General features: G+C 70.1%; 26 protein-coding genes. 11 read left to right on the forward strand and 15 right to left on the reverse strand.

All coding sequences use genetic code 11. The annotated features are described in order from the left end of the window. Positions 1 to 31: 31 nt before the first annotated feature. Entirely contained in the window at positions 32 to 1,057 is a 1,026-nt protein-coding gene (locus ACWGIC_RS02910; RefSeq protein ID WP_452074196.1) for an LLM class F420-dependent oxidoreductase, read from the reverse strand. 67 nt (positions 1,058 to 1,124) lie between these two features. Next, positions 1,125 to 2,054 carry an oxygenase MpaB family protein gene (locus ACWGIC_RS02915; RefSeq protein WP_452074197.1) on the reverse strand — a complete coding sequence of 310 codons (930 nt, stop codon included), beginning with the start codon at positions 2,052 to 2,054 and terminating at the stop codon, positions 1,125 to 1,127. A gap of 91 nt (positions 2,055 to 2,145) precedes the next feature. Here ACWGIC_RS02915 and ACWGIC_RS02920 point away from each other — a divergent pair, with 91 nt between their 5' ends. Next, a complete protein-coding gene (locus tag ACWGIC_RS02920; protein WP_452074198.1) occupies positions 2,146 to 2,751 on the forward strand; it encodes a TetR/AcrR family transcriptional regulator in 606 nt (201 codons plus the stop codon). Here the strand turns inward: ACWGIC_RS02920 and dmpG are convergent. Both dmpG and ACWGIC_RS02930 read right to left on the reverse strand, forming a co-directional pair. Further along, positions 2,745 to 3,770 (reverse strand): 4-hydroxy-2-oxovalerate aldolase, encoded by a 1,026-nt coding sequence (gene dmpG, locus ACWGIC_RS02925; RefSeq protein ID WP_452074199.1) that lies wholly within the window; start codon positions 3,768 to 3,770, stop codon positions 2,745 to 2,747. The two genes, ACWGIC_RS02920 and dmpG, sit on opposite strands and share 7 nt — an antisense overlap. Next, the gene (locus ACWGIC_RS02930; RefSeq protein WP_452074200.1) at positions 3,767 to 4,669 is read right to left on the reverse strand and encodes an acetaldehyde dehydrogenase (acetylating); all 903 of its coding nucleotides are present in this window, start codon (positions 4,667 to 4,669) and stop codon (positions 3,767 to 3,769) included. Before ACWGIC_RS02930 ends, dmpG begins: the two co-directional genes overlap by 4 nt. A gap of 39 nt (positions 4,670 to 4,708) precedes the next feature. On the opposite strand from ACWGIC_RS02930, the gene ACWGIC_RS02935 reads away from it, so the two are divergent. Then, complete coding sequence (locus ACWGIC_RS02935) at positions 4,709 to 5,464, forward strand: IclR family transcriptional regulator (protein WP_452074201.1); 756 nt, start codon at positions 4,709 to 4,711, stop codon at positions 5,462 to 5,464. Here ACWGIC_RS02935 and ACWGIC_RS02940 read toward each other — a convergent pair whose 3' ends face one another. After that, positions 5,465 to 6,031, reverse strand: coding sequence for a TetR/AcrR family transcriptional regulator (locus ACWGIC_RS02940; protein WP_452074202.1), 567 nt, complete (start codon positions 6,029 to 6,031; stop codon positions 5,465 to 5,467). It abuts the gene before it with no gap. 52 nt (positions 6,032 to 6,083) lie between these two features. On the opposite strand from ACWGIC_RS02940, the gene ACWGIC_RS02945 reads away from it, so the two are divergent. Both ACWGIC_RS02945 and ACWGIC_RS02950 read left to right on the forward strand, forming a co-directional pair. Further along, on the forward strand, positions 6,084 to 7,301 hold the full coding sequence (locus tag ACWGIC_RS02945) for an amidohydrolase family protein (protein ID WP_452074203.1): 1,218 nt from the start codon (positions 6,084 to 6,086) through the stop codon (positions 7,299 to 7,301). Next, positions 7,298 to 8,152 carry an alpha/beta hydrolase gene (locus tag ACWGIC_RS02950; protein WP_452074204.1) on the forward strand — a complete coding sequence of 285 codons (855 nt, stop codon included), beginning with the start codon at positions 7,298 to 7,300 and terminating at the stop codon, positions 8,150 to 8,152. The genes ACWGIC_RS02945 and ACWGIC_RS02950 overlap by 4 nt, the downstream gene beginning before the upstream one ends. Here the strand turns inward: ACWGIC_RS02950 and ACWGIC_RS02955 are convergent. After that, a complete protein-coding gene (locus ACWGIC_RS02955) occupies positions 8,130 to 9,578 on the reverse strand; it encodes an amidase (protein WP_452074205.1) in 1,449 nt (482 codons plus the stop codon). The two genes, ACWGIC_RS02950 and ACWGIC_RS02955, sit on opposite strands and share 23 nt — an antisense overlap. Before the next feature lie 154 nt (positions 9,579 to 9,732). Here ACWGIC_RS02955 and ACWGIC_RS02960 point away from each other — a divergent pair, with 154 nt between their 5' ends. From ACWGIC_RS02960 to ACWGIC_RS02970, 3 genes are all read left to right on the forward strand, one after another. Beyond that, positions 9,733 to 10,683 carry a response regulator transcription factor gene (locus ACWGIC_RS02960; protein ID WP_452074206.1) on the forward strand — a complete coding sequence of 317 codons (951 nt, stop codon included), beginning with the start codon at positions 9,733 to 9,735 and terminating at the stop codon, positions 10,681 to 10,683. Between the two features lie 142 nt (positions 10,684 to 10,825). Further along, entirely contained in the window at positions 10,826 to 12,088 is a 1,263-nt protein-coding gene (locus ACWGIC_RS02965; protein ID WP_452074207.1) for an alpha-hydroxy acid oxidase, read from the forward strand. Between the two features lie 60 nt (positions 12,089 to 12,148). Continuing rightward, on the forward strand, positions 12,149 to 12,811 hold the full coding sequence (locus ACWGIC_RS02970) for a GntR family transcriptional regulator (RefSeq protein WP_452074208.1): 663 nt from the start codon (positions 12,149 to 12,151) through the stop codon (positions 12,809 to 12,811). Positions 12,812 to 12,863: 52 nt separating this feature from the next. Here ACWGIC_RS02970 and ACWGIC_RS02975 read toward each other — a convergent pair whose 3' ends face one another. The 6 genes from ACWGIC_RS02975 to ACWGIC_RS03000 form a co-directional block, all read right to left on the reverse strand. Continuing rightward, positions 12,864 to 14,018, reverse strand: a complete 1,155-nt coding sequence (locus ACWGIC_RS02975; RefSeq protein ID WP_452074209.1) for an LLM class flavin-dependent oxidoreductase — start codon at positions 14,016 to 14,018, stop codon at positions 12,864 to 12,866. Continuing rightward, a complete protein-coding gene (locus tag ACWGIC_RS02980; protein ID WP_452074210.1) occupies positions 14,015 to 15,025 on the reverse strand; it encodes an ABC transporter substrate-binding protein in 1,011 nt (336 codons plus the stop codon). Before ACWGIC_RS02980 ends, ACWGIC_RS02975 begins: the two co-directional genes overlap by 4 nt. Beyond that, a complete protein-coding gene (locus ACWGIC_RS02985) occupies positions 15,012 to 15,716 on the reverse strand; it encodes an ABC transporter ATP-binding protein (RefSeq protein WP_452074211.1) in 705 nt (234 codons plus the stop codon). Before ACWGIC_RS02985 ends, ACWGIC_RS02980 begins: the two co-directional genes overlap by 14 nt. Then, entirely contained in the window at positions 15,701 to 16,513 is an 813-nt protein-coding gene (locus ACWGIC_RS02990) for an ABC transporter permease (protein ID WP_452074212.1), read from the reverse strand. Before ACWGIC_RS02990 ends, ACWGIC_RS02985 begins: the two co-directional genes overlap by 16 nt. Positions 16,514 to 16,966: 453 nt before the next feature. After that, a complete protein-coding gene (locus ACWGIC_RS02995) occupies positions 16,967 to 17,677 on the reverse strand; it encodes an MBL fold metallo-hydrolase (RefSeq protein WP_452074213.1) in 711 nt (236 codons plus the stop codon). A 24-nt stretch (positions 17,678 to 17,701) separates the two neighbouring features. Continuing rightward, on the reverse strand, positions 17,702 to 18,202 hold the full coding sequence (locus ACWGIC_RS03000; protein ID WP_452074214.1) for a DinB family protein: 501 nt from the start codon (positions 18,200 to 18,202) through the stop codon (positions 17,702 to 17,704). A 43-nt stretch (positions 18,203 to 18,245) separates the two neighbouring features. Between ACWGIC_RS03000 and ACWGIC_RS03005 the strand changes: the two genes are divergently transcribed. From ACWGIC_RS03005 to ACWGIC_RS03015, 3 genes are all read left to right on the forward strand, one after another. Next, on the forward strand, positions 18,246 to 19,136 hold the full coding sequence (locus ACWGIC_RS03005; protein ID WP_452074215.1) for a DMT family transporter: 891 nt from the start codon (positions 18,246 to 18,248) through the stop codon (positions 19,134 to 19,136). A gap of 111 nt (positions 19,137 to 19,247) precedes the next feature. After that, the gene (locus ACWGIC_RS03010) at positions 19,248 to 20,939 is read left to right on the forward strand and encodes an ABC transporter ATP-binding protein (RefSeq protein ID WP_452074216.1); all 1,692 of its coding nucleotides are present in this window, start codon (positions 19,248 to 19,250) and stop codon (positions 20,937 to 20,939) included. Positions 20,940 to 20,973: 34 nt separating this feature from the next. Continuing rightward, positions 20,974 to 22,737, forward strand: coding sequence for an ABC transporter ATP-binding protein (locus ACWGIC_RS03015; RefSeq protein WP_452074217.1), 1,764 nt, complete (start codon positions 20,974 to 20,976; stop codon positions 22,735 to 22,737). 39 nt (positions 22,738 to 22,776) lie between these two features. Here the strand turns inward: ACWGIC_RS03015 and ACWGIC_RS03020 are convergent, their stop codons facing one another. After that, positions 22,777 to 22,986, reverse strand: a complete 210-nt coding sequence (locus tag ACWGIC_RS03020) for an MbtH family protein (RefSeq protein WP_452074218.1) — start codon at positions 22,984 to 22,986, stop codon at positions 22,777 to 22,779. Between the two features lie 23 nt (positions 22,987 to 23,009). Then, positions 23,010 to 24,347 carry a lysine N(6)-hydroxylase/L-ornithine N(5)-oxygenase family protein gene (locus ACWGIC_RS03025; RefSeq protein WP_452074219.1) on the reverse strand — a complete coding sequence of 446 codons (1,338 nt, stop codon included), beginning with the start codon at positions 24,345 to 24,347 and terminating at the stop codon, positions 23,010 to 23,012. A gap of 137 nt (positions 24,348 to 24,484) precedes the next feature. On the opposite strand from ACWGIC_RS03025, the gene ACWGIC_RS03030 reads away from it, so the two are divergent. Beyond that, positions 24,485 to 25,432, forward strand: a complete 948-nt coding sequence (locus tag ACWGIC_RS03030) for a methionyl-tRNA formyltransferase (RefSeq protein ID WP_452074220.1) — start codon at positions 24,485 to 24,487, stop codon at positions 25,430 to 25,432. 129 nt (positions 25,433 to 25,561) lie between these two features. Here the strand turns inward: ACWGIC_RS03030 and ACWGIC_RS03035 are convergent, their stop codons facing one another. Then, positions 25,562 to 26,044 carry a hypothetical protein gene (locus ACWGIC_RS03035; protein WP_452074221.1) on the reverse strand — a complete coding sequence of 161 codons (483 nt, stop codon included), beginning with the start codon at positions 26,042 to 26,044 and terminating at the stop codon, positions 25,562 to 25,564. Positions 26,045 to 26,077 lie beyond the last annotated feature (33 nt).

Below are 26,077 nucleotides of genomic sequence, written 5' to 3' on the forward strand. Positions count from 1 at the left end.
CGCCGCGCACGAGGAGCCGCACGCTGCGCTTTCAGGACAATGCTTTCGCCGCCTTCGCCAGCGATCCGGCGTCCCCGCGCAGCAACAGCGTCGTCACCACCGTCGCTTCCCACGCCGACAATTCCTCGCGGATCTTCTCCGCGGGCCCGATCAGCGAAGTGTCCTCGACCAGCGACGTCGGAATCGCCTTGACCGCTTCTTCCTTCCGCCCCGCCAGGTAAAGCTCCTGGACCTTGTCCGCGACGTCCGCGTACCCGAGCCGGGCGAAGACGTCGTGGTGGAAGTTCACGCTCTTCGCGCCCATTCCGCCGATGTACAGCGCCAGCGCGGGCTTGATGAAGCTCGCCGCCTCTTCGACGTCGTCGTGCACGATCACCGGCACCGACGCGGCCACCTCGAAATCGGCCAGGCTCCGCCGCGCGCCCGGGCGGGCGAACCCTTCCTCCAGCGCGGCCCGGTAGAAGGCGTCCGATTTGGGCGAGAAGAACAGCGGCAGCCAGCCGTCGCAGATCTCGGCGGCCAGCGCGACGTTCTTGGGGCCTTCGGCGGCGAGGTAGATCGGCAGGTCGGCGCGCAGCGGGTGGACGGTCGGCGTCAGCGGTTTGCCCAGCCCCGTCCCGCCTTGCAGCGGCAACTGGAAGAACTGCCCGTCGATCGTCACCGGTTCCTCGCGGGCCAGCACTTTGCGCACGATTTCGACGTACTCGCGCGTGCGCGCCAGCGGCTTCGGATACGGCTGGCCGTACCAGCCCTCGACCACCTGCGGCCCGGACGCGCCCAGCCCGAGCACGAACCGGCCACCCGACAGGTGGTCCATGGTCAGCGCGGTCATCGCAGTCGCGGTCGGCGTGCGCGCGGACATCTGCACGATGTTCGTGCCGAGCTTGATCCGGCTGGTCGCCGCTCCCACCCAGGCCAGCGGCGTGAAGGCGTCCGAACCGTACGCCTCGGCCGACCACACCGAGTCGAACCCGAGCCGTTCGGCTTCGAGCACGGTCTCCCGCGCGCCCGGGATCGGCCCGCTCCCCCAGTACCCGAGGTGAAAGCCCAGCTTCATCAAGCCCTCCTGATCTCCAGGTCCGTGAAGGACTCCTTGAGGGAATCAGATTCCCTCAAGGAGTCCTTCACGGCACGTCCGGCGAGTAGTGCTCCGGTTTCCCGCGCTCGGCGAGCGGCGGAAGATTGCGGCGCGGGGTTTCGACCGGCGGCGTCCCCGGGGCCAGTTCGCCGCGGGCGCGCCGCCAGCCCGCCCGTGCCCGCGGATGGTAGCGGCGGTCGTGCGGGATCAGCGCGAACGCCGCGTTGATCAGCTTGCCGACGCGGCGGTGGCGGCGGGCGTCCCGTTCGGTCCAGCGGAAGCCGAGCAGATCGCGCACTTCCGGGTCGTACAGGCCGACGGTCAGCCACACGAACTGTTTCGCGATGATCTTCGCGACCGGTTTCCACAGCGGATCCGGCAGCCACGGCAGGAACGGCGGCTTCGCGATGCCGCGGAGGTCGAGGACGTCGCGCGTGGCTTTGTTGTCCTCCAGCACTTCCGCGCACATGTGCTTCCAGTACCGCTGGAAGTCCTCCCACGATTCCGGCACCGGCCGCATCGTCATGTCGTACATCCGCCACCAGCGCACGTGTTCGTCGAACAGCGTGCGCTTTTCCTCTTCGCCGATGCCGCCCATGAAATTGTCGGCGATCAGGACGGTGCTGACGAAGAACGTGGAATGCGCCCAGTAATAGGTGTCCGGGTCGAGCGCGTGATAGCGGCGGCCTTTCGCGTCCACGCCCTTGATGCGATCGTGGTAGCCGCGCACCTCCAGCGCCGTGCGGTGCGCGCGCGGGCCGTCGTACACCACGCCGCCGATCGGGTACAGCGAGCGGAAAAGCCGCTGCCAGCGTTCCTCGAAGAACCTCGAATGCTCCTCGACGCCCGCGCCGAGGCCCGGGTGCATGTTCTGCATCGACCCGGCCCACAGCGCGATCAGCAGCCCGCGCCAGTCCCCGAAGTACTTCCAGGTCAGCGAGTCCGGCCCCAGCGGCTCCGGTGCGGCCCTGCTCATCGCGCCTCCTCGGCGGGTCGGCGAAGTGACTACAGCTGTTGTCAGGTTAGGATGTGACAACATCTGTGGTCAACTCGGGACGGGAGCGGGTATGCCGGGCCGCACGTGGGCGGGCACGACGCTGGACGACCGCAAGGCCCAGCGCCGCGCGCAGCTGCTGGCCGCCGGGCTCGACCTGCTCGGCGCGCAGGGCAGCGCGGCGGTGAGCGTCCGCGCGGTGTGCCGGTCGGCGAAGCTGACCGAGCGGTACTTCTACGAAAACTTCGCCGACCGGGAAAGCCTCGTCGCCGCCGTCTACGAGGATGTCGGGGAGCAAGCCCGGCAGGCGCTGGCCGACGCGGTTTCCGACGAGGCCGATCCGGGCCGCCGCGCCGAACGCGCCGTCACCGCGTTCGTGGAACTGGTGCTGGACGACCCGCGCAAAGGCCGCGTGCTGCTGCTCGCGCCGCTGACCGATCCGGCGCTGACCCGCCGCGGGCTGCACCTCCTCCCGGTGTTCACCACGCTCGTCGGGGAACAGCTGTCGCGCGGCGACGAAACCGGCCGCCAGCTCGTGGCGATCGGTCTCGTCGGCGCGCTGAGCAACGTGTTCATCGCTTACCTCGACGGCACGCTGAAGGTGAGCCGCGAGCGTCTCGTCGAGCACTGCGTGAAGCTCGTGCTCGGCGCGGACGCTTTCGACCCGGGCGCTCACTGAGCGGCTGCCCGCTCGTCGCGCAGCCGCAGCGCGATGTCGATGATCATGTCCTCCTGGCCGCCGACGTAGCGTTCTTCGCCGACCTTGTAAAGGATTTCGTGCGCCGGGACGCCGTAGCGCTCGGCGGCGCGTTCGGCGTGCAGCAGGAAACTGGAGTACACCCCGGCGTAGCCCTGGATGATCGACGACCGGTCCATCACCGGCAGCCGGGTCAGGTACTTCTTCACCACGTTTTCCGCGGCTTCCATCAGAACGTCTTTGTCCACCCCGGTTTTGACGCCGAGCCGTTCGAACGTCGCCGCGAGGACTTCCGTCGGCGAGTTGCCCGCGCCGGCGCCGAGCGCGGCGAGCGAACCGTCGATCTGCCGGGCTCCCGCGCGGTACGCGAGCACCGAGTTCGCGACGCCGAAGCTCAGGTTCTGGTGCCCGTGGTAGCCGACCTGGGCGTCGTCGCCGAGTTCCGCGACGAGCGCTTCGACGCGTTCGGACGCGTCGTCCAGGATCAGCGCGCCCGCGGAGTCCACGACGTACACGCACTGACAGCCCGCGTCGGCCATGATCCGGGCCTGCTTCGCCAGGTCCTCCGGCGACGACATGTGCGCCAGCATCAGGAATCCGACAGTTTCCAAGCCGAGATCGCGCGCGGCACCGAAGTGCTGGATGGACACGTCGGCTTCGGTGCAATGGGTCGCGATCCGGACCGCGCCCGCGCCGAGATCGGCCGCCGCGCGCAGGTCGGTGACCGTGCCGAGGCCGGGCAGCAGGAGCACGGCGATCTTCGCCCGCTTCGCTTCGTCGACCGCTGCGGCGATGAGCTTTCGCTCGTCCACCAAGGAAAAGCCGTAGTTGAAGGTCGAGCCGCCGAGGCCGTCGCCGTGGGTCACCTCGATCAGCGAGATGCCCGCGTCGTCCAGCGCGCGGACGGTGTCGCGGACCTGCTTCTCGGTGAACTGGTGCGCCATCGCGTGGCTGCCGTCGCGCAGAGTGGTGTCGACGAGCCGGACGTCGGTGTTGTTCACGCGGCCACCTCCTGAGCGGCGAAGAGATCGCCGACGCGCGCGGCGGCGGCGGTCATGATGTCGAGGTTGCCCGCGTACTTGGGCAGGTAGTCGCCGTTGCCGGCCACTTCGAGGAAGACGCCCACGCGGGCCTTGCCGCTCCAGTCCGGCCGCGGCGGGTCGAACTGCGGGTCGGCCTTGAGCGTGTAGCCCGGCACGTACTGCTGGACGTCTTTCACCATGCGGTGCACGGATTCGCTGATCGCGTCGAAGTCGGCGTCCGGGTCGACCGCGCAGAACACCGTGTCCCGCATGATCATCGGCGGGTCCATCGGATTGATGATGATGATCGCACGGCCCTTGCCCGCGCCGCCGACCTGTTCGATGGCGTGCGCGGTGGTCTCGGTGAACTCGTCGATGTTCGCGCGCGTGCCGGGGCCCGCCGACCGCGACGACACCGACGCCACGATCTCCGCGTAGGACACCGGAGTCACCCGCGAAACCGCGTGCACGATCGGGATGGTCGCCTGGCCGCCGCAGGTGATCATGTTGACGTTGCGGTCGGTCAGCTGGTCCGGCGGGTTCACCGCCGGGCAGGTGAGCGGGCCGACCGCGGCGGGCGTCAGGTCGATCGCGCGAATCCCGGCCTCGGCGTACCGCGGCGCGTTGGCTTTGTGCGCCTTCGCCGACGTCGATTCGAACACCAGCTGCGGCAGTTCCGCGCGCGAGAGCAGCCAGTCCACGCCCTCGGCGGACGTTTCGAGCCCGAGCTTCGCGGCGCGGGCGAGCCCGTCCGACGCCGGGTCGACGCCCACCATGTAGCGCACTTCCACGTGCTCGCTGCGCTGGAGTTTTGCCAGCAGGTCCGTACCGATGTTGCCCGGGCCGACGATCGCGGCCGTCACCTTGCGTTCCGCCATGCGGCCACGGTGCTCGCCGGGATGGGGCACACTCAACCCATGCGTACCACTGGACGGAACGGCGACGGGCTCGTGACCGCGCGCGTCGCCGCCGTGCTGGAAGCCTTCCGCCCCGGCGACGACGCGCTGGGCGTCTCCGAACTGGCCCGCCGGACCGGCCTCGCGAAGACGACCGTGCACCGGCTGGCCGGGCACCTGGCCGACACCGGCCTGCTGGAACGCGACGGCACTTCGGTCCGGCTCGGGCTGCGGCTGTTCGAGATCGGCCAGCTCGCGGTGCGCCGCCGCGGCCTGGTGGAGGCGGCGCGGCCGTACCTGGCCGATTTGCGGGAGGCCACGCGGAACACGGTGCATCTCGCGGTGCTCGAGGGCACCGAGGTGGTGTACCTGGATGTGCTGCGCGGGCCGGACGCGCCGGATCTGCCGTCGCGCACCGGCGGCCGGTTTCCCGCGCACGCGACCGGCGTCGGGAAAGCGATCCTGTCCTGCTCCCCCGACGACGTCGTGACCCGCGTGATCGAGGCCGGGCTGCCCCGGATGAGCCCGCGGACGATCACCGCGCCCGGGTTGCTGCGGCGGCAGCTGGCGCGCATCCGCGAGGACGGGATCGCTTTCGAGCGCGAAGAATCCGGCGTGGGCGTGGTGTGCGCGGCGAGCCCGCTCGTCGACGCGAACGGGCTCGCCGTCGCCGCAGTGTCGATCTCCGGCTGGGCCACCAGGATGCGGACGGAACGGGTCGCGCCCGCGGTGCGGACGGTCGCGCTCGCGTTGTCGCGGACGGTCGCCGAGACCTGATCAGCCCTTGCTCATCCGCAGGATCAGCGCGACCGCGTCCCCCGAATGCCCCTCCGGGGTCAGCACTTCCTGCAACAACAGACCGCGGATCGCGGCGACGGAGACGGTCGCCATGGTCCGCGCTTCCCTGGCGCCGTGCCCCTCGCGTTCCGCGAGCGAGGCCAGCATCTTGGTCAGGTCGTCCAGCGACTCGACCAGCTCGCGAAAGTCTTCCGGCCGGTACGCGGCCAGCCCTGCGACGTGGAAGAACCCGCGGACCCTCGACAGCTGCTCCGGGCGGGTGTAGGTCCGCCAGATCGCCATGACGAAGTCGTCGAAGGTGCCCTCCTTCGCCTTCTCGAACAGCGCCTCGTTGTCCCGGGATCGCTGTGCCTTGAGCATCGCCGCCAGCACCCCCGGCAGCGACCCGAAGTGGTAGCGCAGCAGGGCGTGGCTGGTCTCGGCCCGGGCGGCGACCTCGCGGAGCGACACGTCCGGCGACGGAAGAGTCCCGTCGAAGGCGTCGAGAAGCCGGGCCAGGAGGCGATCGCGGGCGTCGCCTTGAGGTTCCGTGCTTGACAAGCTCACCGTCACAGTTTATCCATTGGAAAAGAACGGTGCAACGGCGAAGGGACGGCTCGTGGGACGGTTTCAGGTAGTCGGCGCGACGGTCGCCGACGGGTCGGGGCGCGATCCCGCCGACGTCGCCGTCACGGTCGAAGACGGTTTGATCGCCCCGCCCGGCGCGGCCGGGGAACGCTTCGCTGCCGACGGGCTGACGATGACGCCCGGCCTGATCGACGCGCACGTGCACCTGGGCTTGTCGAGCCCGATCCAGCCGCAGTTCTCGTTCCAGCTCAGTGCCGCCGAGATCGCGGCGGACATCTTCGCCACCGCCGGTGCGACGCTCGACGCCGGGTTCACGACCGTCCGGGACACCGGCGGGATCGACGGCGGTGTCGTCACCACGATCGCCAAAGGCAAGGTCAGAGGGCCGCGAGTGCTGTCGTGCGGGCCGGTTCAGTGCCAGACCGGCGGACACGGCTACTACGGAGCCGAGTGGGAACCGACCGAGCTGTGGAACAGTCACCACATCCCAGGTCTCTGCGCGCTCTCCATGATGGCGGGCAACGCCGACGAACTGCGAAGCAACGTGCGCGAGGCCTTCCGTCGCGGTGCTTCCTTCCTGAAGCTCTGCGTGACCGGCGGAGTGGTCAGCGTGCACGACAACCTGACCGACACCCAGTTCACCGTCGAAGAAATCGCCGTCGCGGTGCAAGAAGCCGCGGCGCGAGGTACCTACGTGACGGTTCACGCACACAACAACGAAGGCATCCGGAACGCGATCGAAGCCGGGGTGCGCTGCGTCGAGCACGGCACCGACATCGACGAGTCCACGGCCGCGCTGATGGCCGCACGCGACGTCGCGCTGGTGCCCACGTTCGCTGTTGTCGAGCAATTGCTGCACAACACCGCTGGAGCCGGGCTCGGCGAGTCTACCCGCGATCGCGTGCTGGGCGTTCGCGAGCGGATGGCCGAGGCGCTGGCCGCGGCGAAGGAGGCCGGGGTGCGGATCGGGCTGGGGTCCGATCTCATCGGCCCGGCTCAGGAGCGTCGCGGGGAAGAACTCCGGCTGCGCGCAGCGCTCGAAACGCCGATGGAAGCGCTCGTCGCGGCCACCAAGACCAACGCCGAGATCCTCGGCCTTTCCGACGAAGTCGGCGTGCTCGCTCCGGGCATGCGGGCAGACTTCGTGCTCTGGAACGGAAATCCGCTCGAAAAACCGGAGCTTTTCGCCGACCCCGCCAATGCCGTTGTCGTCGTCCAAGCCGGACGCGTTGTAAAGGATCTCCGATGAGCACTATGTGGCAGGGCTGCCTCGCCGACACCGACTACTTCGAAATGCGTTCCCGCAGCGGGCACGCCTACGGCATCTGGGTCACCACGCCGCCGGGCTACGACCCCGCCACCACGCGGGTGCCGGTCGTGTATGTACTCGACGGCAACTGGGCCGTGGGCATGACGGCTCCGCTCATCGTCACCCAGGCGGATCCCATGCAGCAGATCCAGCCCTATCTCCAGGTCAGCGTCGGCTACGCGGGCGAGGAAGCACAGGACTGGGCACGGCTGCGCAACCGGGATCTCGTGCCGCCCGGCGAGCCCGTCGCCCAGGAGTTCGTCGATGCGGTGGAGATGGGAATCGAAACGGGCAGGATGACCCGCGAGGAGGCCGACGCCTACCTCGCCGAACTGCGCGACAGCCGCGCCGACGAGTTCCTGTCCTTCCTCGCCGGCGAACTGCACCCGCTGATCGAACGCGGCTACCACGCGGCCCCGAGCGGACACGGCCTCTTCGGTTATTCCTACGGCGGGCTTTTCAGCCTCTACGCCTGGCTCAGCGGCAACCCGCTCTTCGAGAGCATCGGAGCGGGCAGCCCTGGCGTCATCGGCGAGGACAGTCAGGTTTTCGCCCAGCTCCGCGAGCTTGGCGACAGCTTGCCTGCCGCCAAGCTGCACGTGACCGTCAACGACCAGGAGCTGTTCGGAGACCTGCCCGTCTACCAGAGCCTCGCGAAGCACACAGCGACCTTCCTGCACCGCCTCACGTCCCGCGACGGAGCCGTCACCAGCGCGGTCCTGCGCGAAACGCACGTGACCGGTCTGCAGGCCTCGTTCCTCAGCTACCTCAGGACCTGCCGGGCCCAGTAGCCGCGACGTGCACCGTCGGTCGCCGGGAGGCCCACGGCATCGCCTCCTCCAGGAACGCCGCGACCCGCAGCAGCAGCGACTCCGAGCACACCGGACCGCCCAGCTGAACCCCGATCGGCAGTCCCCGCGACGACTGGCCCAGCGGCAGGCTGATCGCCGGGGCGCCGATCTGGTTGAACAACGGCGTGAACGAGCACGCGTCGAAAAGCTGCCTCGTCCACTCCGCCGCGGCGAGGTCGGCGTTCGCGTCGAGACAGCCCAGCGGCAGCGCCGGGGTGTTCACCGTCGGAGTCAGCAACAGGTCGTACTCGGTGAAGAACCGGCCTGCCGCACGGGAAACGACGTTCATCGTGCCCAGTGCCGCGGTCAGTTCCGTCGCGCTGAGCGAGCGGCCGTACTCGACGCACGCCCAGGTGGTGCGTTCGAGGTTTTCCGGGCTCGCCGCGACCCCGGTCAGCGCTTCTATCCCAGCGACCGAACCGGCCAGGAATCCCGACCACAGCACGTGGTTCGCGTGCAGGAACGACTCCCATTCGAAAACGGGCGTCGCGCGTTCGACGCGGTGGCCCGCCGCCTCGAGCACCTCAGCGGTCGCCTCGACGGCGCGCGCCACCTCCGGGTCGACGTAGCTGCTCGCCCAAGATTCGGTGTGCACCGCGATCCTGAGCCGCCCCAGTTCCGCCCCGACCTCGTCCAGCCACGGGCGCGCGGGCGGCGCGAGAACGTACGGGTCGCCCGGATAGCTCACCGCCACCTCGTCGAGCAGGGCCGCGGTGTCCCGAACCGACCGCGACACCGCGAGTTCGACGCCCATGCCGTACAACGGATCGGCGAAGCCGGGGCCGGCGGGCACGCGGCCGCGGGTCGGCTTCAGCCCGACCAGTCCGTTGCACGCGGCGGGCACGCGGATCGACCCGCCGCCGTCGTTGGCGTGCGCGATCGGGAGCGCCCCGGCCGCCACGAGGGCCGCCGAACCGCCGCTGGACCCGCCCGCGCTGTGCGCGACGTTCCACGGGTTGCGCGTCGAACCGTAGGCCAGCGCTTCGGAATTGCCGTTGAACCCCAGCTCCGGCGTGGTGGTGACCGCCAGCGTCGCCAGGCCCGCCGCGCGGAAGCGCTCCATCAGGTGGGTGTCCTCCGGCGGCACGACGCCCTTGCCGAGCAGCCGCGTGCCCATCCGGGACGGCACTCCGGCGGCGTGCAGGACGAGGTCCTTGATCGCGAACGGAACCCCGGCGAACCGGCCGTCGCGCGAGTAGTCGAGCGGGCGCTGGAACGGGCCGTCGGCGACCGCGTTCAGCTCCGGGTTCACCCGGACGATGGCTTCGATCGCCAGTGCGGCGACCTCTTCGGCGGTGACCTCGCCGGACGCGATGACCGCGGCGAGCGCGGTCGCGTCGAGGGCGGCGTATTCGTCGAGGCGCATTGGGTCTCCTTCGGCCGGGGGTCCCGGACGCTACGCGCGGGCGCGGACGGCGGCATCGGCCGAAAAGCCGTTCCGCTCCCGCCGCGAAGGTGCGCCGGTTGACATTCCGGACAACGGGCGTTCATGCTCCAGTCCGGCAGCGGAGGTTCGGAGCATGACCGCGGATGTGCAGTGGTGGACCCGGCTCGCCCGGGAGGTGCGCGCCGCCGGCCGCGGCGAACTGCCCGTCGAAGAGCCGCTCCGCGAGGTACGGGACAAGCTCGGGTTCGCCTGCGCCGCCTTGGTGAGCGGCAGCAGGCAGCGCACCGCGACGGTCAACCTCGGCTACCCGGCGGACATGCTCGGGTACCTGACCACGACCTATCGCTGGAAATGCCCGATTCACCTGCGCGCGGCCCGGTCGGGCCTGCCGCTGCGCTTCGCCGACGTCCCGGACGTCCACGAGACCAGGACGTACCGGGAAGGCATTAAGCCCTACGGTTTCCGGGAAGGAGTGACGCTGCCGCTCGCGCCGGGCACCGGTCCGGAGCGGAGTTTTGTGGCGCTGAGTTCGACCCACGACCGGCCGCTGGACGACGAATCCGTCCTCGCGCTCACGATGCTGTCCCATGACCTCGCCGCGCTGGCCGACCCCGGCGCCGAGCCGGGCGATTCCGCGGCCGATGCGGTGCTGTTCGTCTCGCGGGACAAGGTGGAGGTGCGCTCGGCCTTGGTGGAGCAGTTGCCGCTCAGCGAGCAGGAATTCAGGCTCGCCGCACGATGCGCGACGACCAGCCGGACCGGATTCCGCCACCGGGACTCCGAAGGGACCTGGTGGCGGGTGCTGGCGCGGGCGCACCGTCCCGACGGAGCGCTGCTGCGGGTCTGGCGCGTGCCCGAGCCAGGGCCGTTGACCGGCCGGGAGCTGGACGTGATCGGCCTGGTCGCGCGCGGATGGCCGAACGAACGGATTTCGGCGGCGCTGGGGATCGCGGTCCGGACCGTGCGCAGCCACGTCGAGTCGGCGCTGGTGAAGCTCGACCGCCCGAACCGGACCGCTCTGGCCCGGCACGCGCTCGAACACGACCTCGACTCTCTTCGCGCGCTGGACGCCGCCCGACGCTGAGCAGATTGTGTCACAATCCTTGCGCCAGCCCTGCCGTCGTGCTTGACTCCTCCTGCCCATGAGTGGCGGAAACACCGGCGCGGCAAGCAGTTCACCGGGCCAAGATTGTGTACCGATATTCCCGGTGGCCAGGAGGCAGCGGATGACCACGTTCGAACCCGAGCACCTGCCCCGGCAGCCGGTCAAACGGCGGCTGCCCCGGCCGTCGGAGATCCGGCCGCTGCTGAAGTTCCGGCAGCCGCGGTTCGACGTCCGCGAACGCCGCCTCGCCGCCGCGCACACCATCGACGACCTGCGCACCATCGCGCGCCGCCGCACTCCCCGGCCGGTGTTCGACTACGTCGACGGCGCGGCCGAGCAGGAGATCAGCATCGGCCGGGCGCGGCAGGCGTTCGAGAACGTCGAGCTGCATCCGCGCGTGCTGCAGGACGTCACCGAGGTGGACGCGTCGGCGTCAGTCCTCGGTGGACAGTCCGCCTTGCCGCTCGTGCTCGCGCCCACCGGGTTCACGCGCATGATGCACCACGAGGGCGAGATCGCCGTCGCCCGCGCGGCCGCCCGCGCCGGGATCCCTTACGTGCTCTCGACAATGGGCACCACCGATCTCGAAGACGTCCGCGCCTGCGCACCCTCCGCCCGCCAGTGGTTCCAGCTCTACCTCTGGAAAGACCGTGCCGCGAGCGAAGCGCTGGTCGAACGCGCGGCGCGCGCCGGGTACGAAGCGCTCGTCCTGACGGTCGACACCCCGATCGGCGGGGCGCGGATGCGCGATGTCCGCAATGGACTGACCATCCCGCCCACGCTCACCGTCCGCACGCTCGCCGGGATCGCCGTGCGGCCGTCCTGGTGGCTGAACCTGCTGACCACCGAACCGTTGCAGTTCGCCGCGCTCAGCAACTTCGACGGGACGGTCGAAGAGCTGATCGGCACGATGTTCGACCCGTCGCTGACCGTCGATGACCTGCGGTGGCTGCGCGAGCTGTGGCCGGGAAAGCTGATCGTCAAAGGAATTCAGAGCGTCGCGGACGCCGAGGTGATGGCCGGTTCCGGCGTCGACGCGCTCGTGCTCTCGAACCACGGCGGACGGCAGCTCGATCGCGCGCCGACCCCGCTCGAACTGCTGCCGCGTGTCGTGGACGCCGTCGGCCACGATTGCGAGGTCATTCTGGACACCGGCGTCCGGACCGGAGCCGACCTGGTCGCCGCACGGGCGCTGGGCGCGTCTGCGGCGATGGTGGGCCGGGCCTACCTGTACGGACTGATGGCGGCGGGAGAACAAGGCGTCGACCGCGCGATCGAAATTCTCGGCGCGGAGTATGTGCGGACGCTGCGGCTTCTCGGCGTCGTGCGCACCGACGAGATCAGCGCGGAACATGCCTCACTGCGGCTGCCCGCCCGGGCCTGACGGCTGGCTCGGCTAAGATCGGGAGCCGCTGTGGGAAGTTCTGCTGAAACGAGTGGCGAAGTGCGCGATCAGGCAGGCAGTACGCCGGGCAGCATCGCGCAAGCCCTCCGCGACGACCTCCTGGACGGGATCCTCGAACCCGGGACGCGGCTCACCGAGGAATCGCTGAGCGCGCGGTTCGGCGCCGGACGGCATTCGGTCCGCTCCGGTCTGCAGACGCTGGTGTCCGAGGGTCTCCTCGAACACCAGCGCAACAAGGGAATCGTCGTGCCCGCGGTGACCGCCGAACGGATCGACGCGATGTGCTCGTACCGCTCGGTCCTGGAGCTGGGCGCGCTCCGGCTGGCGCTGCTCCAGAACGCGGACTTCGGTGCCGTCGACGAGGCCGTCCAGCGGCTCGAAAGGATGACCGCCGAAACGCCGTGGCGGCACGTGATCGAAGCGCACAGCGCGGTCCACACGGAAATCGTCGCGGCCAGCGGAAACCCTCGCGTGGTCGCCGCGCACCAGGCTTGCGCGAACGAACTCAATTGCATGCTCGCGACGATCCGCGCCGAGTCCTCGGCTGAACATCTGGCGGCGACGCACCGGCATCTGGTCGGCCAGCTCCGCGTCGGCGGCCAGACCGCCCTCAAGGCGTTGGAAGACGACCTCGAACTCGGCGGCCGCGCGATGATGCATCTCGCGCTGCGCCGCCGGAACGAACTGCCCCACCTGCTCTAGGTCTCGTGAGTGTTCATCCCGGTTCTCACCGGGATGAACACTCACGACTCCCCTACTGCGCCGCCACCGCCTGCTCCCCCGGCACCGCCCGCAGCACCGGAACCTCGCTCAGCAGCCCGCGCCGCGCCAGCTCCGGCCGCACGCCCTCGCCGAACCAGTACGCCTCCTCCAGATGCGGATAGCCGGACAGCACGAACTCCGACACCCCGGCGTCGTGGTACTCCTCGATCAGGTCCGCGATCTCCGCGTAACTGCCCACGAGCGCGGTGCCCGCACCGCCGCGGACCAGGCCGATCCCGGCCCACAGATGCGGATGGATCTCCAGGTCCCGCGCGGTCGTGCCCGCGTTGCCGCCGTGCAGCGCGACCATCCGCTGCTGCCCCACCGACTCGCTCGCCGCCAGCTGGGACTGCGCCTTCGCGATCTGCTCCGGATTCAGCGCGTCCAGCAGTTTCTGCGCCTCCGCCCAAGCCTCCGCCGAGGTGTCGCGCGCGATCGTGTGCAGCCGGACGCCGAACCGCACCGTGCGGCCGGCCCGCTCGGCCAGCTCCCGCACCTTGCCGATCTTCTCCGCGACCTGCGCGGGCGGCTCGCCCCAGGTCAGGTAGACGTCGGCGTGCCGCGCGGCGACCGGGAGCGCCGCCGCCGAGGAACCGCCGAAGTACAGCGGCGGCACCGGATCCGGCGCGGCGAGCGTGGTGGCGCCTTCGACGCGCAGGTGGTCGCCGGCGAAGTCGAACGGCTTGCCCGACCACACGCCGCGCACGATGGAGAGGAACTCGTCGGTCCGGGCGTAACGAGCGTCGTGGTCGTGCCAGTCGCCGAAGCGGCGCTGCTCGATCGCGTCGCCGCCGGTCACGATGTTGAGCAGGACCCGGCCGCCGGACAGCCGCTGGAACGTGCCGGCCATCTGCGCGGCGAGCGTCGGCGAGATGACGCCCGGGCGGAACGCGACCAGGAACTTCAGCCGCGTCGTCTCGCGGATCAGCGCGGCGGTGGTCAGCCAGGCGTCCTCGCACCAGGTCCCGGTCGGCGTCAGCACGCCCTCGAACCCGAGCCGCTCGGCCGCGCGGGCGACCTGCGCGAGATAGTCCAGGTCAGCGGGTCGCTGCGCGCTCGGCCCCTGGGATTTGTTGGCGTGGAAGCGTTCCACGATCGTCCGGCCGTCCCCGGTGGTCGGCAGGAACCAGTGCAGTTTCACGCTCATCCGTTCCTCCTCGCGGCCTCGATGTCGGGCCCGTAACGGCGGTCGACGAACGCCGCGAAGTCGACCTTCCCGGGCAGAGTGCCCTCGTTCGTGAACGCGTCGGAGAGCTGTTGTTCGGACGCGACGACAGCGTCGTCCAGCGGAATCGGCCGGTCCCGTCCGGCGGACACGGCTTTCTTCGCCACCTCCGGCTTCAACCCGGTTTCCGCGGACCAGGCGCGCGCCCATTCGTCCGGATGCGAATTCGACCACAGCTGGGCTTTCACCACGCGCTGCAGGAAATCCTTGATCGCCGAGTTCTTGCCCGGGTCGGCGAGCGCGGTGGTGCTGGCGGTCTCGAAGGCGAGCCCGTTGGACGCCCCGCGACCATCGGCGAGCACCCGGGCGCGGGCGTCGATCTGGGCCTGCGCGGTGTACGGGTCCCAGATCGCCCACGCGTCGATCTGGTGCTGAGTGAACGCGGCGAACGCCTCGGACGGCTGCAGGAACGAGATCTTGATGTCCTTTGTAGACAGACCAGCCTTCTTCAGGGTGTTGAGCAGCTGCCCGTGCGCCGAACTCCCTTTCGCGACGCCGACCGTCTTTCCTCGCAAGGACGCGACATCGGTCAGCGGCGAATCCGGCGGCACCAGAATGGTTTCCCGCTCCACATTGCTCTTCGCCACACTCACCACGGAGATCTTCGCCTTCGACGCCGCTGCGAAAATCGGCGGTGTATTGCCCACCCGGCCGATGTCGATCGCGCCCGCCGACGCCGCTTCGAGCAACGGCGGCCCGGAGGTGAACGTGGACCACTCGATCCGGTACGGCGTCCCGCTGAGTTGATTCGCCGCCGTCAGCAGGGATTTCACCCCGCCTTTCTGGTCACCGACGCGCAGTGTGACCTTCTTCAGCTCGGCGGGCGACACCGCGGCGGGCACCGGCGCGCGACCGTCCGACGCGGACGACGAGCAGGCGGCGAGCCCGGTCAGCAGAAGGGCCGCGGCCAGGACGTTACGCAGGTGCACCTTCGGTCACTCCCAGATCGGCCAAGACGCGGGTGCGCACCTCGGCATGGTCGGCGGCCTTCCGCGGACGCGGCTGGCCGAGAACGTGTTCGGCGACGATGCGGCCCTCTCCCAGGACAAGGATGCGGTCGGCGAGCACGAGCGCTTCGTCGACGTCGTGAGTCACCAGCAGCACCGCGGGCTGGTGCGTGCGCCACAGATCCTCGACGAGCCGGTGCATCGCGAGCCGCGTCAACGCGTCGAGCGCGCCGAAGGGTTCGTCCAGGAGCAGCAGATCCGGCTCGCGGACCAGTGCCCGAGCGAGCGAAACCCGTTGCGCCTCACCGCCGGAGAGAGTAAGCGGCCACTTGTCGGCGTGCTCCGCCAGCCGCACCTCCGCCAGCGCTTTCTCCGCCACCGCCTGGTCGTTGTCCTGGCGAAGGCCGAGCACGATGTTGCGCCAAACCTTGCGCCACGGCAGCAACCTCGGTTGCTGGAACGCGACGGAGACCGTCCCGTCGATGCTGGCCGTGCCTTCGATCTCCTGGTCCAGCCCGGCCAGCACCTTCAGCAGCGTCGACTTCCCGGACCCGCTCCGCCCGAGCAACGCGACGAACTCGCCGCGCCCGATGTCCAGATTCAGTCTGCTGAGGACAGTCCGCTCGCCGAACTTCTTCGTGAGGTCGCGGACCTCGACTACCGGGCTCGCCATCGCAGGGCCCTCCTTTCGAGCAGCCGGACGAGCGCGTCGGTGACGAGGCCCAGCACGGCGTAGACCACGAGCCCGACCACCACGACGTCGGTGCGCAGGAATTCGCGGGCATTGTTGATGAGATAACCGATTCCGGCGTCCGCGTTCACCGTCTCGCCGACGATCAGCGCCAGCCAGGCGACCCCGAGCGACTGCCGCAACCCGACCAGCGCCTGCGGCAGCGCACCCGGCAGGACAACGTGCCACAACCGTTCGCCGCGGGTGAATCCCAGCGCCCGCGCGGCTTCCACGAGCTGCGGGTCGGCGGTGCGGATTCCCGAGTGGACATTCAGGTACAAGGGGAACGCCACACCCAGTGCCACCAGGACGATTTTGGTCTCCTCGCCGATCCCGAACCACAGGATGAACAACGGGATCAACCCGAGGAACGGCAAGGTCCGCAGCATCTGCACCGGCGGGTCGACCAGCGCCTCGCCCCAGCGAGACAGTCCGGAGACGGCCCCGAGCAGGAGTCCCGCCAACGCTCCGAGCGCGAACCCCGCGCCGACGCGGCCGAGGGAAACAACGAAGGCACTGCCGAGTTCGCCGCTGCGCGCGACGTCCACGCCGGCTTGCAGAACGGTCCACGGCGAACTGAGTTTGTCGGGCGGCAGCGCGCCGGTCGAGCTGGCGATCTGCCACGCCGCGACCAGCACGACCGGGCTGATCCAGCGGCGCAGCGACGGCAGCCGCCGCGGCGCGCGCTTGGGCGCGGCCGTTTCGGCGCGCGGCAGCACGCCCGTGGTGGAAATCGACACGGATTTCTCCCGGGTGGGGTTTTCGGTTCAGGGAAACAGGATTCAGCGGCAGGACAGACAGACCGCGCTCGCCTGCTGCCGGAGGTCGACGTGCAGGCGGCACACGAGGAGGACGCCGCGCTTCATGTCCCCGAGCTTCGATCCCCGGACGGGTGAAGTCAATGCGGAGCCGGACGGCTCTCACGGGCTGGAACCGGCACGGCGGTGTACGGGGTTTGTTCGCCGGGCAAGGACGCGGATGCCCGGGATGCGGGACGGGTATCCCGCGATGCCGCCGAACACCGGCGGTCCGGACAGCACGAAATTGTCGGTGCTGTGCGGTACAAGATCACCATGTTCTTTTTCAAGGCACTGCAAGCGTTCTTCGCCTCGACGACCCTGAAGCTTCGCCGCGCGCGGCCTCCGGCGATGCGCGCCGAGCCGAACCGCCTGCGGCGCGGACGGAAACCCGGCTCAGGCGCCGAACATCATCCGCCACTCTTCCAGCGACCGCGGCCGGAAGACGAAGTTCGTGCTCTTCACCCGAGAAAGCGACGCCGAAGATTCCGGCGAATACTGATGCCCCGGATACACCACCGGATCCCCCGGCAGGGTCGCCAGCCATTGCAGGCTGCGGAAAATCGCGTCGGCGTCGCCGCCCGGGAAATCGGTGCGGCCGCAGCCTTCCAGGAACAGCGTGTCCCCCGAAACCAGCCGGTCGCCGACCAGGAAGCACTGGCTCCCCGGCGTGTGCCCGGGCGTGTGGAGCAGCCGGATGTCGATCGAGCCGACGGTCACCACGTCGTCGTGGTCGTGGGCGCGCAGGTCGGTGTCCGACACCCCGGTCACCCGGCGGACCCATTCGCTTTCCTGTGCGTTGACGTGGATCGGCACCGGCCGCAGCGCGAGCAGTTCCGCGATGCCGGGCAGCGAGAAGCCCATCATGTCGCCGCCGACGTGGTCGGGGTGGTGATGCGTCGCGAGCACGCCGGTCAGCCGCATCCCGTCGGCTTCCAGCGTCTCGACCAGGTCGCCGACCGCGTACGCGGGGTCGACCAGCACTGCCTCGCCCGATTCGCGGTCCCCGATCAGGTAGGCGAAGTTCACCATCTGGGTCGCGACGGGATCCCCGACGGCGAAGTCGCGGCCGGCGAGCAGTTGGCGGAAGTAGAGCTGGTCTGCCATGGACAGCAGCCTAACGGTCGCCGGTCACTCGCCCACGGAGCCGTCGGCGAGTTCCCGCAGCGCGTCGAGGTGCCCGACGTGCCGCGCGGTCTCCTGCACCACGTGCGCGAGCACCCAGCGGACGGTGAATTCCCCGGACCGCCGCGTCCGGTCGTCCGGGGTCAGCCCGGCCAGCGCCGCGGCCGACTGTTCCCATTCGGCGCGGTAAGCCGCGATCACGCGGGGAACGTCGTCGTCCGGCATCAGGCCCCAGCTCGGGTCCGGCGAACCCGGCCACAGCGACGGCGCGCCGGAGCCGCCCGCTTCGATCACCAGCCACCATCGCTCGACCGCGGTCAAATGCTTGAGCACGCCCAGCGCGCTGGTCCGCGGCGAACTCGGCAACGGCGTCGCGACCGCCTGCTCCCGCGTCAGCCCGGCGACCTTCCGCACCGCGGTCGCCCGGAGGAAGTCGAGGAAGCGCGTCTGCACCGTGAACTCGTCGCCGTCGAGCGGATCCGGCCAGACGCGCTCTTCCTCCGCCATGGCACTGAGCCTACTGCCGCCGGGCAGGAATACGCTCGGCGTCATGGTGTGGGGATTTCTGTGCGCGCTGCTGTCCGCGGTGGCCTACGGCGTCGCTTCGGTGATGCAGGCGGTGGCCGCCAAGGCCACCCCCGACGAGGGCGGCGCCGGAGTCGACCCGCGCTTGCTGCTGCGAGTGCTGCGGCAGTGGAAGTTCGTGGTGGGCCTGCTGCTCGACGGCGTCGGGTTCGTCGCGCAGATCGCCGCCCTGCACGTCCTGCCGTTGTTTCTCGTGCAGGCCACGCAAGCCGCGAGCCTCGCGGTGACGGCGGTCTCGGTGCGGGTGTTCGGCGTCCGGCTCGGGGCGCGGGAATGGACGGCCGTGGGGGTCGTGTGCGCCGGGCTCGCGCTGCTCGGTTCGTCGGCGGAGAGCGAGGGCTCCAGCGAGGTCGGCCTGGGCTTCCGGCTGACGCTGGCCGGCGCCGCCGTGGTGCTCGGGATCGCCGGGCTGCTCGTCGGACGCGCCGGCGACCGCGTCCGCACCGCCGGGCTCGGGCTGGTCGGCGGGTTGTGCTTCGGGCTCGTCGCGGTGGCGGGCCGGGTCATCCCGAGCCTCGCGCCGCTCGACCTGCTGCGCGACCCCGCGCTGTACGTCGTCGCCGTCGCGGGTGCGCTGGCCATGCTGTTTTTCGCCACCGCACTGCAGCGCGGCAGCGTCACCACCGCCACGGCGATGATGGTGCTCGGCGAAACCGTCATGCCGTCGCTGATCGGCGTCGTGCTCCTCGGCGACCGGACACGGCCCGGTTTCGCCGTCGTCGCGCTGATCGGGTTCGTCCTCGCGGTGGCCGCCGCGCTGGCGCTGGCCCGGTTCGGCGAGCCCGAACCGGCAGTCGTCCACTCCGGGGAACAGCCGCCGGAGACCGAGCCCGCCGGTCACGACGCCCACCGGTAGCCCCAGCACCTCCGACACCCCTCGATCAGAGGTTAGGCTACCCTTCCTCAGCGGGACGAAAGGGAAGAACCGGCGAACGGACCGGCCTCGTCTGCACGAACGGAGGCGCCGGTGACCACCACCGCACCCACTACCGGCCGGGACGTCCTGCGCGGCGCTGTCGCCGGACAGCGGAAATCCGTCGTCGCCGCGGCCGTCCTCGCGGCGGGCCACCAGGGCGGCGAAGCCCTCGTCCCGGTAGTGATCGGCGTGGTGCTGGACCGGGCCGTCGCCGACAGCTCAGCCCTCACCCTCCTCGGCTGGCTGGGCGTGCTCGCTGTCGTCTTCCTCGTGCTCTCCTACAGCTACCGGTTCGGCGCACGAGCGGCCGAGCGCGCGTCCGAACGGGCCGCGCACGAGATCCGGCTCGCCGTCAGCCGTCGCGTTCTGCATCCTCGCGGCGGCGCGGAAACCGGTTCGCTCGCCGGGGAATTGGTGAGCGTCGGGACCTCGGACGCCCGCCGGGTCGGGATGATCAACGCGGTGCTGCCGTTCGGCATCGCGGCGCTCGCCGGGCTCGTCGTGAGCGCGGTCGTGCTGCTCCGGATGTCGGTGCCGCTCGGGCTGCTCGTCCTCCTCGGCACGCCGCCGCTGCTGTTCCTCGCCCATCTCGTCGGCAAGCCGCTGGAGAAACGCAGCGAACTGGAGCAGGAACGCGCCGCGCACGCCTCGGGCGTCGCGGCTGATCTCGTCCGCGGGCTGCGAGTGCTGAAGGGCATCGGCGCGGAACCCGCGGCGACGGCCCGGTACCGGCGCACGAGCAGGGATTCCCTCCAGGCGACCATCCGCGCGGCCCGCGCGCAGGCGTGGCACAACGGCGCGCTGCTCGCGCTCACCGGGATTTTCATCGCGATCGTCGCGCTCGTCGGCGGCTCGCTCGCGGCGAACGGCGACATCTCCGTCGGCGACCTGGTCGCGGCGGTCGGGCTGGCGCAGTTCCTGCAGACTCCGTTCACCATCTTCGCCTGGGTCAACGGCCAGCTCGCCCAAGGCCGCGCCTCCGCCGGACGGGTCGCCGCGGTGCTCAGCGCACCCCCTGCCGTTCCGGACGGTACCGGCGAGCTGCCCGTCCCAGCTCGCGGCAGCGTGACGTTTTCCGCGGTGTCCCACGGGAAACTCCGTGAACTCGACCTCTGGGTCCCGCCCGGAGAACTGCTCGGCGTCGTCACCGCCGACCCCGCCACGGCCACCGATCTCCTCGACTGCCTTGGCCGGTTCGCCGATCCCCGCACCGGCGCCGTCCACGTCGACGCGGTGGATCTGTCCACTGTGGATCCTGACCGGGTCCGTGAGGTCGTCCTCGTCGCCGCGCACGACACAGATCTGTTCGAGGGCACTGTAGAAGACAATGTCCGCGGCGGAATGCCTGCTGTCCCCGATGGCGTGCTCACCGCCTCAGCCGCCGACGAGGTCGCAGCGACCCTCCCGTCCGGCACCGCCACCACCGTCACCGAACGCGGGCGGTCCCTGTCCGGCGGGCAGCGGCAACGCATCGCCCTCGCGCGTGCCCTCGCCACCGAAGCACCAGTTCTGGTGTTGCACGATCCGACCACGGCCGTCGACACCGTCACCGAAGCCCGCATCGCCGCCGGAGTCGCGGAACTCCGGCGACGCCGGACGACGATCGTCGTCACCACCAGCCCGGCGCTGCTCGCCGCGACCGACCGGGTCATGCTGATCGAAGACGGCCAGGTCGTCGCGGAAGGCAGCCACGCCGAGCTGGTCCGCGCCGAGGCTTCCTACCGTGCGGCGGTGCTGTCGTGACCGGACCGCAGACGCCTACCGAGCAGGTGCCCTCATGACCGAACGCGAACTCCTCCCCGTCGCCACCGGGCCGCGTGTCCGAGCTGTCCTGCTCGACCTCCTGCGGCAAGCCAAGGGCCGCGCGATCGGGTCTTTCGCCTTCGTGGTCGGCGCGACCGCGATCGGCCTGCTCACCGCTCCCCTGCTCGGCCGCGTCGTAGACCTCGTCGCCGCCCGGCAGCCCGCGTCCGCGCTCCTCTCTCCGGTGGCCGGGCTGGTACTGGTCGCCGCGACGTCCGCGATCGCCACCGCCCTCGGCGTCTCGATGCTGGCCCGGCTCGGCGAAACGATGCTCGCCGACCTGCGCGAACGGTTCGTCGACCGAGCTCTCGGCCTGCCGCTGGAGCAGGTCGAACAGGCCGGTTCCGGCGATCTGACCACCCGCGTCACCAACGACGTCTCCGTAGTCGCCGAAGCGGTCCGGCAAGCGCTGCCCGCGCTGGCCCGTTCGGTGCTGACGATCGTGCTCACCCTGGTGGCGATGGCGATCCTCGACTGGCGCTTCCTCGCCGCGGCCCTGCTGGCGGTCCCGATCCAGCTGCACACCGTCCGCTGGTACGTCCGCCGCGCGACGCCGTTGTACGCGGCTCAGCGCACCGCCGTCGGCGCTCAGCAGCAACAGCTTCTCGACACCATCGGCGGAGCCAAGACCGTCCGCGCGTTCCGCCTTGGCGGCGCGCACGTCGACCGGGTCCGCGAACGATCGAACGGCGCGGTGACCCTGGCTCTGCGCGGGGTCCGCCTCGCCACCCGGTTCTACGGACGGCTGAATCTCGCCGAATTCGTCGGGCTGTCGGCTGTACTGGCAGCCGGTTTTCTCCTGGTGGGCGCGAATCTCGCGACGGTCGGTGTCGCGACCGCGGCCGCGCTGTACTTCCACAGTCTCTTCGGGCCGATCAACACCGCGCTCGCGCTGGTGGACGACGCGCAGGCGGCGACCGCGAGCCTGTCCCGGCTGATCGGCGTCGCGGATCTTCCCGCGCCCGCCGAACCGGCCCGGGCGAGCCGTCCGGTCGACGCGTCGGTGAAGGCCGCCGGCCTTGGACACTCCTATGTGGACGACCATCCGGTGCTTCGCGACGTCGATCTCGAAGTCGCGCCGGGCGAACGCGTCGCGCTCGTCGGGGCGAGCGGGGCCGGGAAGACGACGCTGGCCAAACTGATCGCCGGGATCCATCAGGCAAGCAACGGCACGGTGTCGATCGGCGGCGTCCCGCTCGACCAGCTCGGCCCGGCAGCCACCCGGCGCGCGGTGGCGTTGATCAGCCAGGAAGTGCACGTCTTCAGCGGGCCGCTGGCCGACGACCTGCGCTTGGCCGCGCCCGAGGCCAGCGACGACGACCTGCGGGCGGCGCTCGCCAAGGTCGGCGCGGCCGAGTGGGTCGAGGCGTTGCCGGACGGCCTCGCGACAGTCGTCGGCGAGGGCGGGCATCGGCTGACCGTCACGCAGGCACAGCAGCTGGCGCTTGTCCGCCTGGTGCTCGCCGACCCGCCGGTGGCGATTCTCGACGAGGCGACGGCCGAGGCAGGCAGCGCCGGGGCGAAAACCCTGGAAGCCGCCGCGGCCGCCGCGCTCGAAGGCCGCACCGGCCTGATCGTGGCGCACCGCCTGACCCAGGCGGCCGCCTCGGACCGCATCGTCGTCCTGGACGCCGGAGCGGTCGTCGAATCGGGTACACACGACGAACTGGTCGCCGCCGGCGGCCGGTACGCCACGCTCTGGACCGCCTGGTCCGGCCTTCGCAGCCACCGTCCGTGAGAGGCACCCGGGATTCCCTCAGGGTGCCCCTCACGGAATTCAGGATTGCTGGGACTTGATCAGCGAGAGCGGCCGCAGATCGGTCCAGGTGTTCTCGATGTGGTCCAGGCAGGCTTGCCGCGCGGCCGGGCCGAAGGTGGTCCGCCAGCCGTCCGGCACGGCCACGAAATCCGGCCACAGGCTGTGCTGGCCCTCGTCGTTCACGAGGACCCGGAACACGCCGTCCGGGTTTTCGAACGGGTTCGTCATCGCTCGGTCCTTTCCCTGCCCGCTCAGCGAATCCCGCTGACCGCGTACTCCACCGGATCCGCCTCGGCCGCCCGTCGGTCCACAATGGACTGCAGGATTTCTCCGACCCGCACCGCGGTGTTCGACAGCAGCGACGACGTGATGCCGTGCGTGTGTTCGGTCCCGCCTTGCAGGTAGAGGCCGCCGCGCACAGCCGGGTCGGTGGTGATCCGGTAGTCGCGTTCGACCTTCAGCCTGCCTTCGCCGTCCCGACGACATTGCGCGGCCAGGCTGCCGAGCAGCGGCGTCGGGTCCGCGGGCAGGTAGCCAGTCGCGTAGATGACGGCGTCGGCGTCCAGCACCGAACGTTCGCCGGTGGCGAGCGATTCGACCGTCGCGCGCACGTGCGTGCCTTGGTCGGCGACCTCGACCGGACGCGAAACGTTGAACAGCCGCAGCCGTTCCACGCCGAGCACTTTTTCCTGATACCGCCGCCGGTACAGCTCGTCGATGAGGTCCAGATCGACCGCGGAGTAGTTCGTCGCGCCGTGGTAGCGCATCAAGCTGTCTTTGACCGGTTCGCTTGCCGCGTAGAAGGAATCGACCGCCTCGGGGTCGAAAATCCGGTTGGCGAACGCACTGTCGTCGGCAGGACTGTAGCCGTAGCGGGCGAACACCGCGCACACCTCGGCCCGCGGGAACTCGTCGTGCAGCAAAGCAGCGACCTCGGCCGCGCTCTGCCCGGCTCCGATCACCACGAACCGGCGCGCGTCCGTGCCGCGCAACGACTCGACGCGGTGCAACAGCTCGCTGTTGTGCCAGATCCGGTCCCCGGCAACGACACCGTCCGGCAGCTTCGCGCGCAATCCGGTGCCCAGCACCAGATTCCGGGCCCGCAGTTCGGTGATCTCGCCGTCCGCTTCCGCCCGCACGTCGAAGAAAGCGATCTCGTCGCCGTCGCGCACCGGCTCGACCGAGACGACCTCGCTGCCGTAGGACACCAGGTCGTCGACCTTCGCCGCGGCCCATTCGAAGTAGTCGTGGAACTCCACGCGCAGCGGGAAGAGGGTCTTGTGGTTGATGAAATCGACCAGCCGCCCCTTCTCGTGCAGGTAGCCGAGGAACGTGAACGCGCTGGCCGGGTTCCGCATCGTCACCAGGTCTTTGAGGAACGACACCTGCATCGTCGCGGTGTCGATCAGCATCCCGCGATGCCAGCCGAACCGGGGCTGGCGCTCCAGGAAGTGCGCCGTGACCGTCTCCCCCGAGCCCGCGTTGTGCTCGGCGAGGGCGATCGCGAGCGCCAGGTTGGACGGCCCGAACCCGACTCCGACCACGTCGTACACCGGTATCTGGCTGTCCTCGGCCCCTGCTCGTGACATGAAAGTCCCCTAGCGCGGCACTGCCGCATCACCGTTCTCGACTGACCAATGCTCAAGAAACCCTAACCTAACTTAGGTAAGCCTCAACTAGTACTGTCTGGGTGATGTTCGTCCCGACCACGAAAGGTGCACCGCCGATGCGCGTGGCCATGTTCGGCTACCAGACCTGGGGACACCGCACCCTGAAGGCCCTCCTCGACGCGGGCCACGACGTGCGGCTGGTGGTCACCCACCCGCCGAGCGACCACGCCTACGAACGGATCTGGAGCGATTCGGTCGCCGAGCTGGCGCAGGAGCGCGGGATCCGCACGCTGCTGCGCACCCGCCCGGACGACGCCGAACTGCTCGCCGAACTGGAGGCGGCGGACCTGGACCTGATCGTCGCGAACAACTGGCGCACCTGGCTGCCGCCGGAAATCTTCGACCTCCCGCGCCACGGCACGCTCAACGTGCACGATTCGCTGCTGCCCGCCTACGCCGGCTTCTCCCCCATCATCTGGGCGCTGATCAACGGCGAGCCGGAGGTCGGCGTCACCGCGCACATGATGAACGACGAACTCGACGCGGGCGACATCGTGGCCCAGCGCGCGGTAGCGGTCGGCCCGCGCGACACCGCCACGGATCTGTTCCACCGCACCGTGGATCTCATCGAACCGCTCGTGACGGAGGCGCTGGGCCTGATCGCGTCCGGCACCGTGGTCCCGATCGCGCAGGACCGGACGAAGGCGAGCTTCTTCCACAAGCGCGCCCCGCGCGACAGCCTCATCGACTGGACGTGGTCCGCCGAGGAACTGGACCGCCTCGTGCGCGCCCAATCCGACCCGTACCCCAACGCGTTCACCTACCACCGCGGCGAGCAGCTGCGCATCGTGCGCGCGTCGGTTTCGGACGGTCACTACGGCGGAACACCCGGCCGCATCTTCATCCGCGAAGGCGAGGGCGTGGTGATCGTCGCGGGCCAGGAGGCGCGGCGCGGGCAGTCGCCGGGACTGCGCATCGAACGCGTCCGCACCGCTGACGACCGGGAACTGCCCGCCACGGAGTACTTCACGACCATGGGCGGTTATCTCACCGACCGCCCGTAGGCGATATCCGGATTCCGGGTGCCGCAGTTCTTCCGGCGGAATTCGCGGGATGAACTGCGGTGCCCGGAACGGCGTCCGTGCGGAACCGGGAAGCGACGCCCCGGTTCCGCACGGAATCAGTGCCGGGAATCAGTGGTTGGTGCCGGTGGACCAGACCGCGTACCGCGGCCAGGCGCGCTGGTTGTACATCACGATGTTGCCGTCGTCCTGGACGATGATGTAAGGGTCGTTGTGCCCGGTCGTGTTGGACGCCCAGAGCACGACACCGCCCTGCCCGTAGATCACCAGGTTCCCGTCGGCCTGGAAACGCAGTTCCTGTGCCCCTTTGTGGTCGGTCCCGGTCGACCACAGGGCATTGTGGTGCTCGTCGTAGGCCACCAGGTTGCCGTCATCCTGGAAGATCCAGTTGATCTTGTCGCTGGTGCCCACGGTGGAGCCGGGCCGCCAGGAAGACGGGCGGTAGATGTAGGCCTCGCCGTTGATCGACTCGGCGGACACGGAATGGGCCGCCGGAGCGGCCGGGGCCGCCTGGGCCGGTGCGGTCAGGGCCAGCGTGCCGGCCCCCAGGATCCCGGCGCACAGGGCCGCCGAGACCACGCGGTTGAATCGCATTGTTTCTCCCCACGTCATAACCAGTGTGAATGC

The sequence above is a fragment of the Amycolatopsis sp. NPDC054798 genome (assembly GCF_053611505.1).

What these genes read in the sequence shown, in the direction of transcription:
- ACWGIC_RS02910 (WP_452074196.1), bottom strand. Translation starts at nt 1,057, where the DNA reads ATGAAGCTGGGCTTTCACCTCGGGTACTGGGGGAGCGGGCCGATCCCG.
- ACWGIC_RS02915 (WP_452074197.1), bottom strand. Translation starts at nt 2,054, where the DNA reads ATGAGCAGGGCCGCACCGGAGCCGCTGGGGCCGGACTCGCTGACCTGG.
- ACWGIC_RS02920 (WP_452074198.1), top strand. Translation starts at nt 2,146, where the DNA reads ATGCCGGGCCGCACGTGGGCGGGCACGACGCTGGACGACCGCAAGGCC.
- ACWGIC_RS02930 (WP_452074200.1), bottom strand. Translation starts at nt 4,669, where the DNA reads ATGGCGGAACGCAAGGTGACGGCCGCGATCGTCGGCCCGGGCAACATC.
- ACWGIC_RS02935 (WP_452074201.1), top strand. Translation starts at nt 4,709, where the DNA reads ATGCGTACCACTGGACGGAACGGCGACGGGCTCGTGACCGCGCGCGTC.
- ACWGIC_RS02950 (WP_452074204.1), top strand. Translation starts at nt 7,298, where the DNA reads ATGAGCACTATGTGGCAGGGCTGCCTCGCCGACACCGACTACTTCGAA.
- ACWGIC_RS02955 (WP_452074205.1), bottom strand. Translation starts at nt 9,578, where the DNA reads ATGCGCCTCGACGAATACGCCGCCCTCGACGCGACCGCGCTCGCCGCG.
- ACWGIC_RS02960 (WP_452074206.1), top strand. Translation starts at nt 9,733, where the DNA reads ATGACCGCGGATGTGCAGTGGTGGACCCGGCTCGCCCGGGAGGTGCGC.
- ACWGIC_RS02965 (WP_452074207.1), top strand. Translation starts at nt 10,826, where the DNA reads ATGACCACGTTCGAACCCGAGCACCTGCCCCGGCAGCCGGTCAAACGG.
- ACWGIC_RS02975 (WP_452074209.1), bottom strand. Translation starts at nt 14,018, where the DNA reads ATGAGCGTGAAACTGCACTGGTTCCTGCCGACCACCGGGGACGGCCGG.
- ACWGIC_RS02985 (WP_452074211.1), bottom strand. Translation starts at nt 15,716, where the DNA reads ATGGCGAGCCCGGTAGTCGAGGTCCGCGACCTCACGAAGAAGTTCGGC.
- ACWGIC_RS02995 (WP_452074213.1), bottom strand. Translation starts at nt 17,677, where the DNA reads ATGGCAGACCAGCTCTACTTCCGCCAACTGCTCGCCGGCCGCGACTTC.
- ACWGIC_RS03000 (WP_452074214.1), bottom strand. Translation starts at nt 18,202, where the DNA reads ATGGCGGAGGAAGAGCGCGTCTGGCCGGATCCGCTCGACGGCGACGAG.
- ACWGIC_RS03005 (WP_452074215.1), top strand. Translation starts at nt 18,246, where the DNA reads ATGGTGTGGGGATTTCTGTGCGCGCTGCTGTCCGCGGTGGCCTACGGC.
- ACWGIC_RS03015 (WP_452074217.1), top strand. Translation starts at nt 20,974, where the DNA reads ATGACCGAACGCGAACTCCTCCCCGTCGCCACCGGGCCGCGTGTCCGA.
- ACWGIC_RS03020 (WP_452074218.1), bottom strand. Translation starts at nt 22,986, where the DNA reads ATGACGAACCCGTTCGAAAACCCGGACGGCGTGTTCCGGGTCCTCGTG.
- ACWGIC_RS03025 (WP_452074219.1), bottom strand. Translation starts at nt 24,347, where the DNA reads ATGTCACGAGCAGGGGCCGAGGACAGCCAGATACCGGTGTACGACGTG.
- ACWGIC_RS03030 (WP_452074220.1), top strand. Translation starts at nt 24,485, where the DNA reads ATGCGCGTGGCCATGTTCGGCTACCAGACCTGGGGACACCGCACCCTG.
- ACWGIC_RS03035 (WP_452074221.1), bottom strand. Translation starts at nt 26,044, where the DNA reads ATGCGATTCAACCGCGTGGTCTCGGCGGCCCTGTGCGCCGGGATCCTG.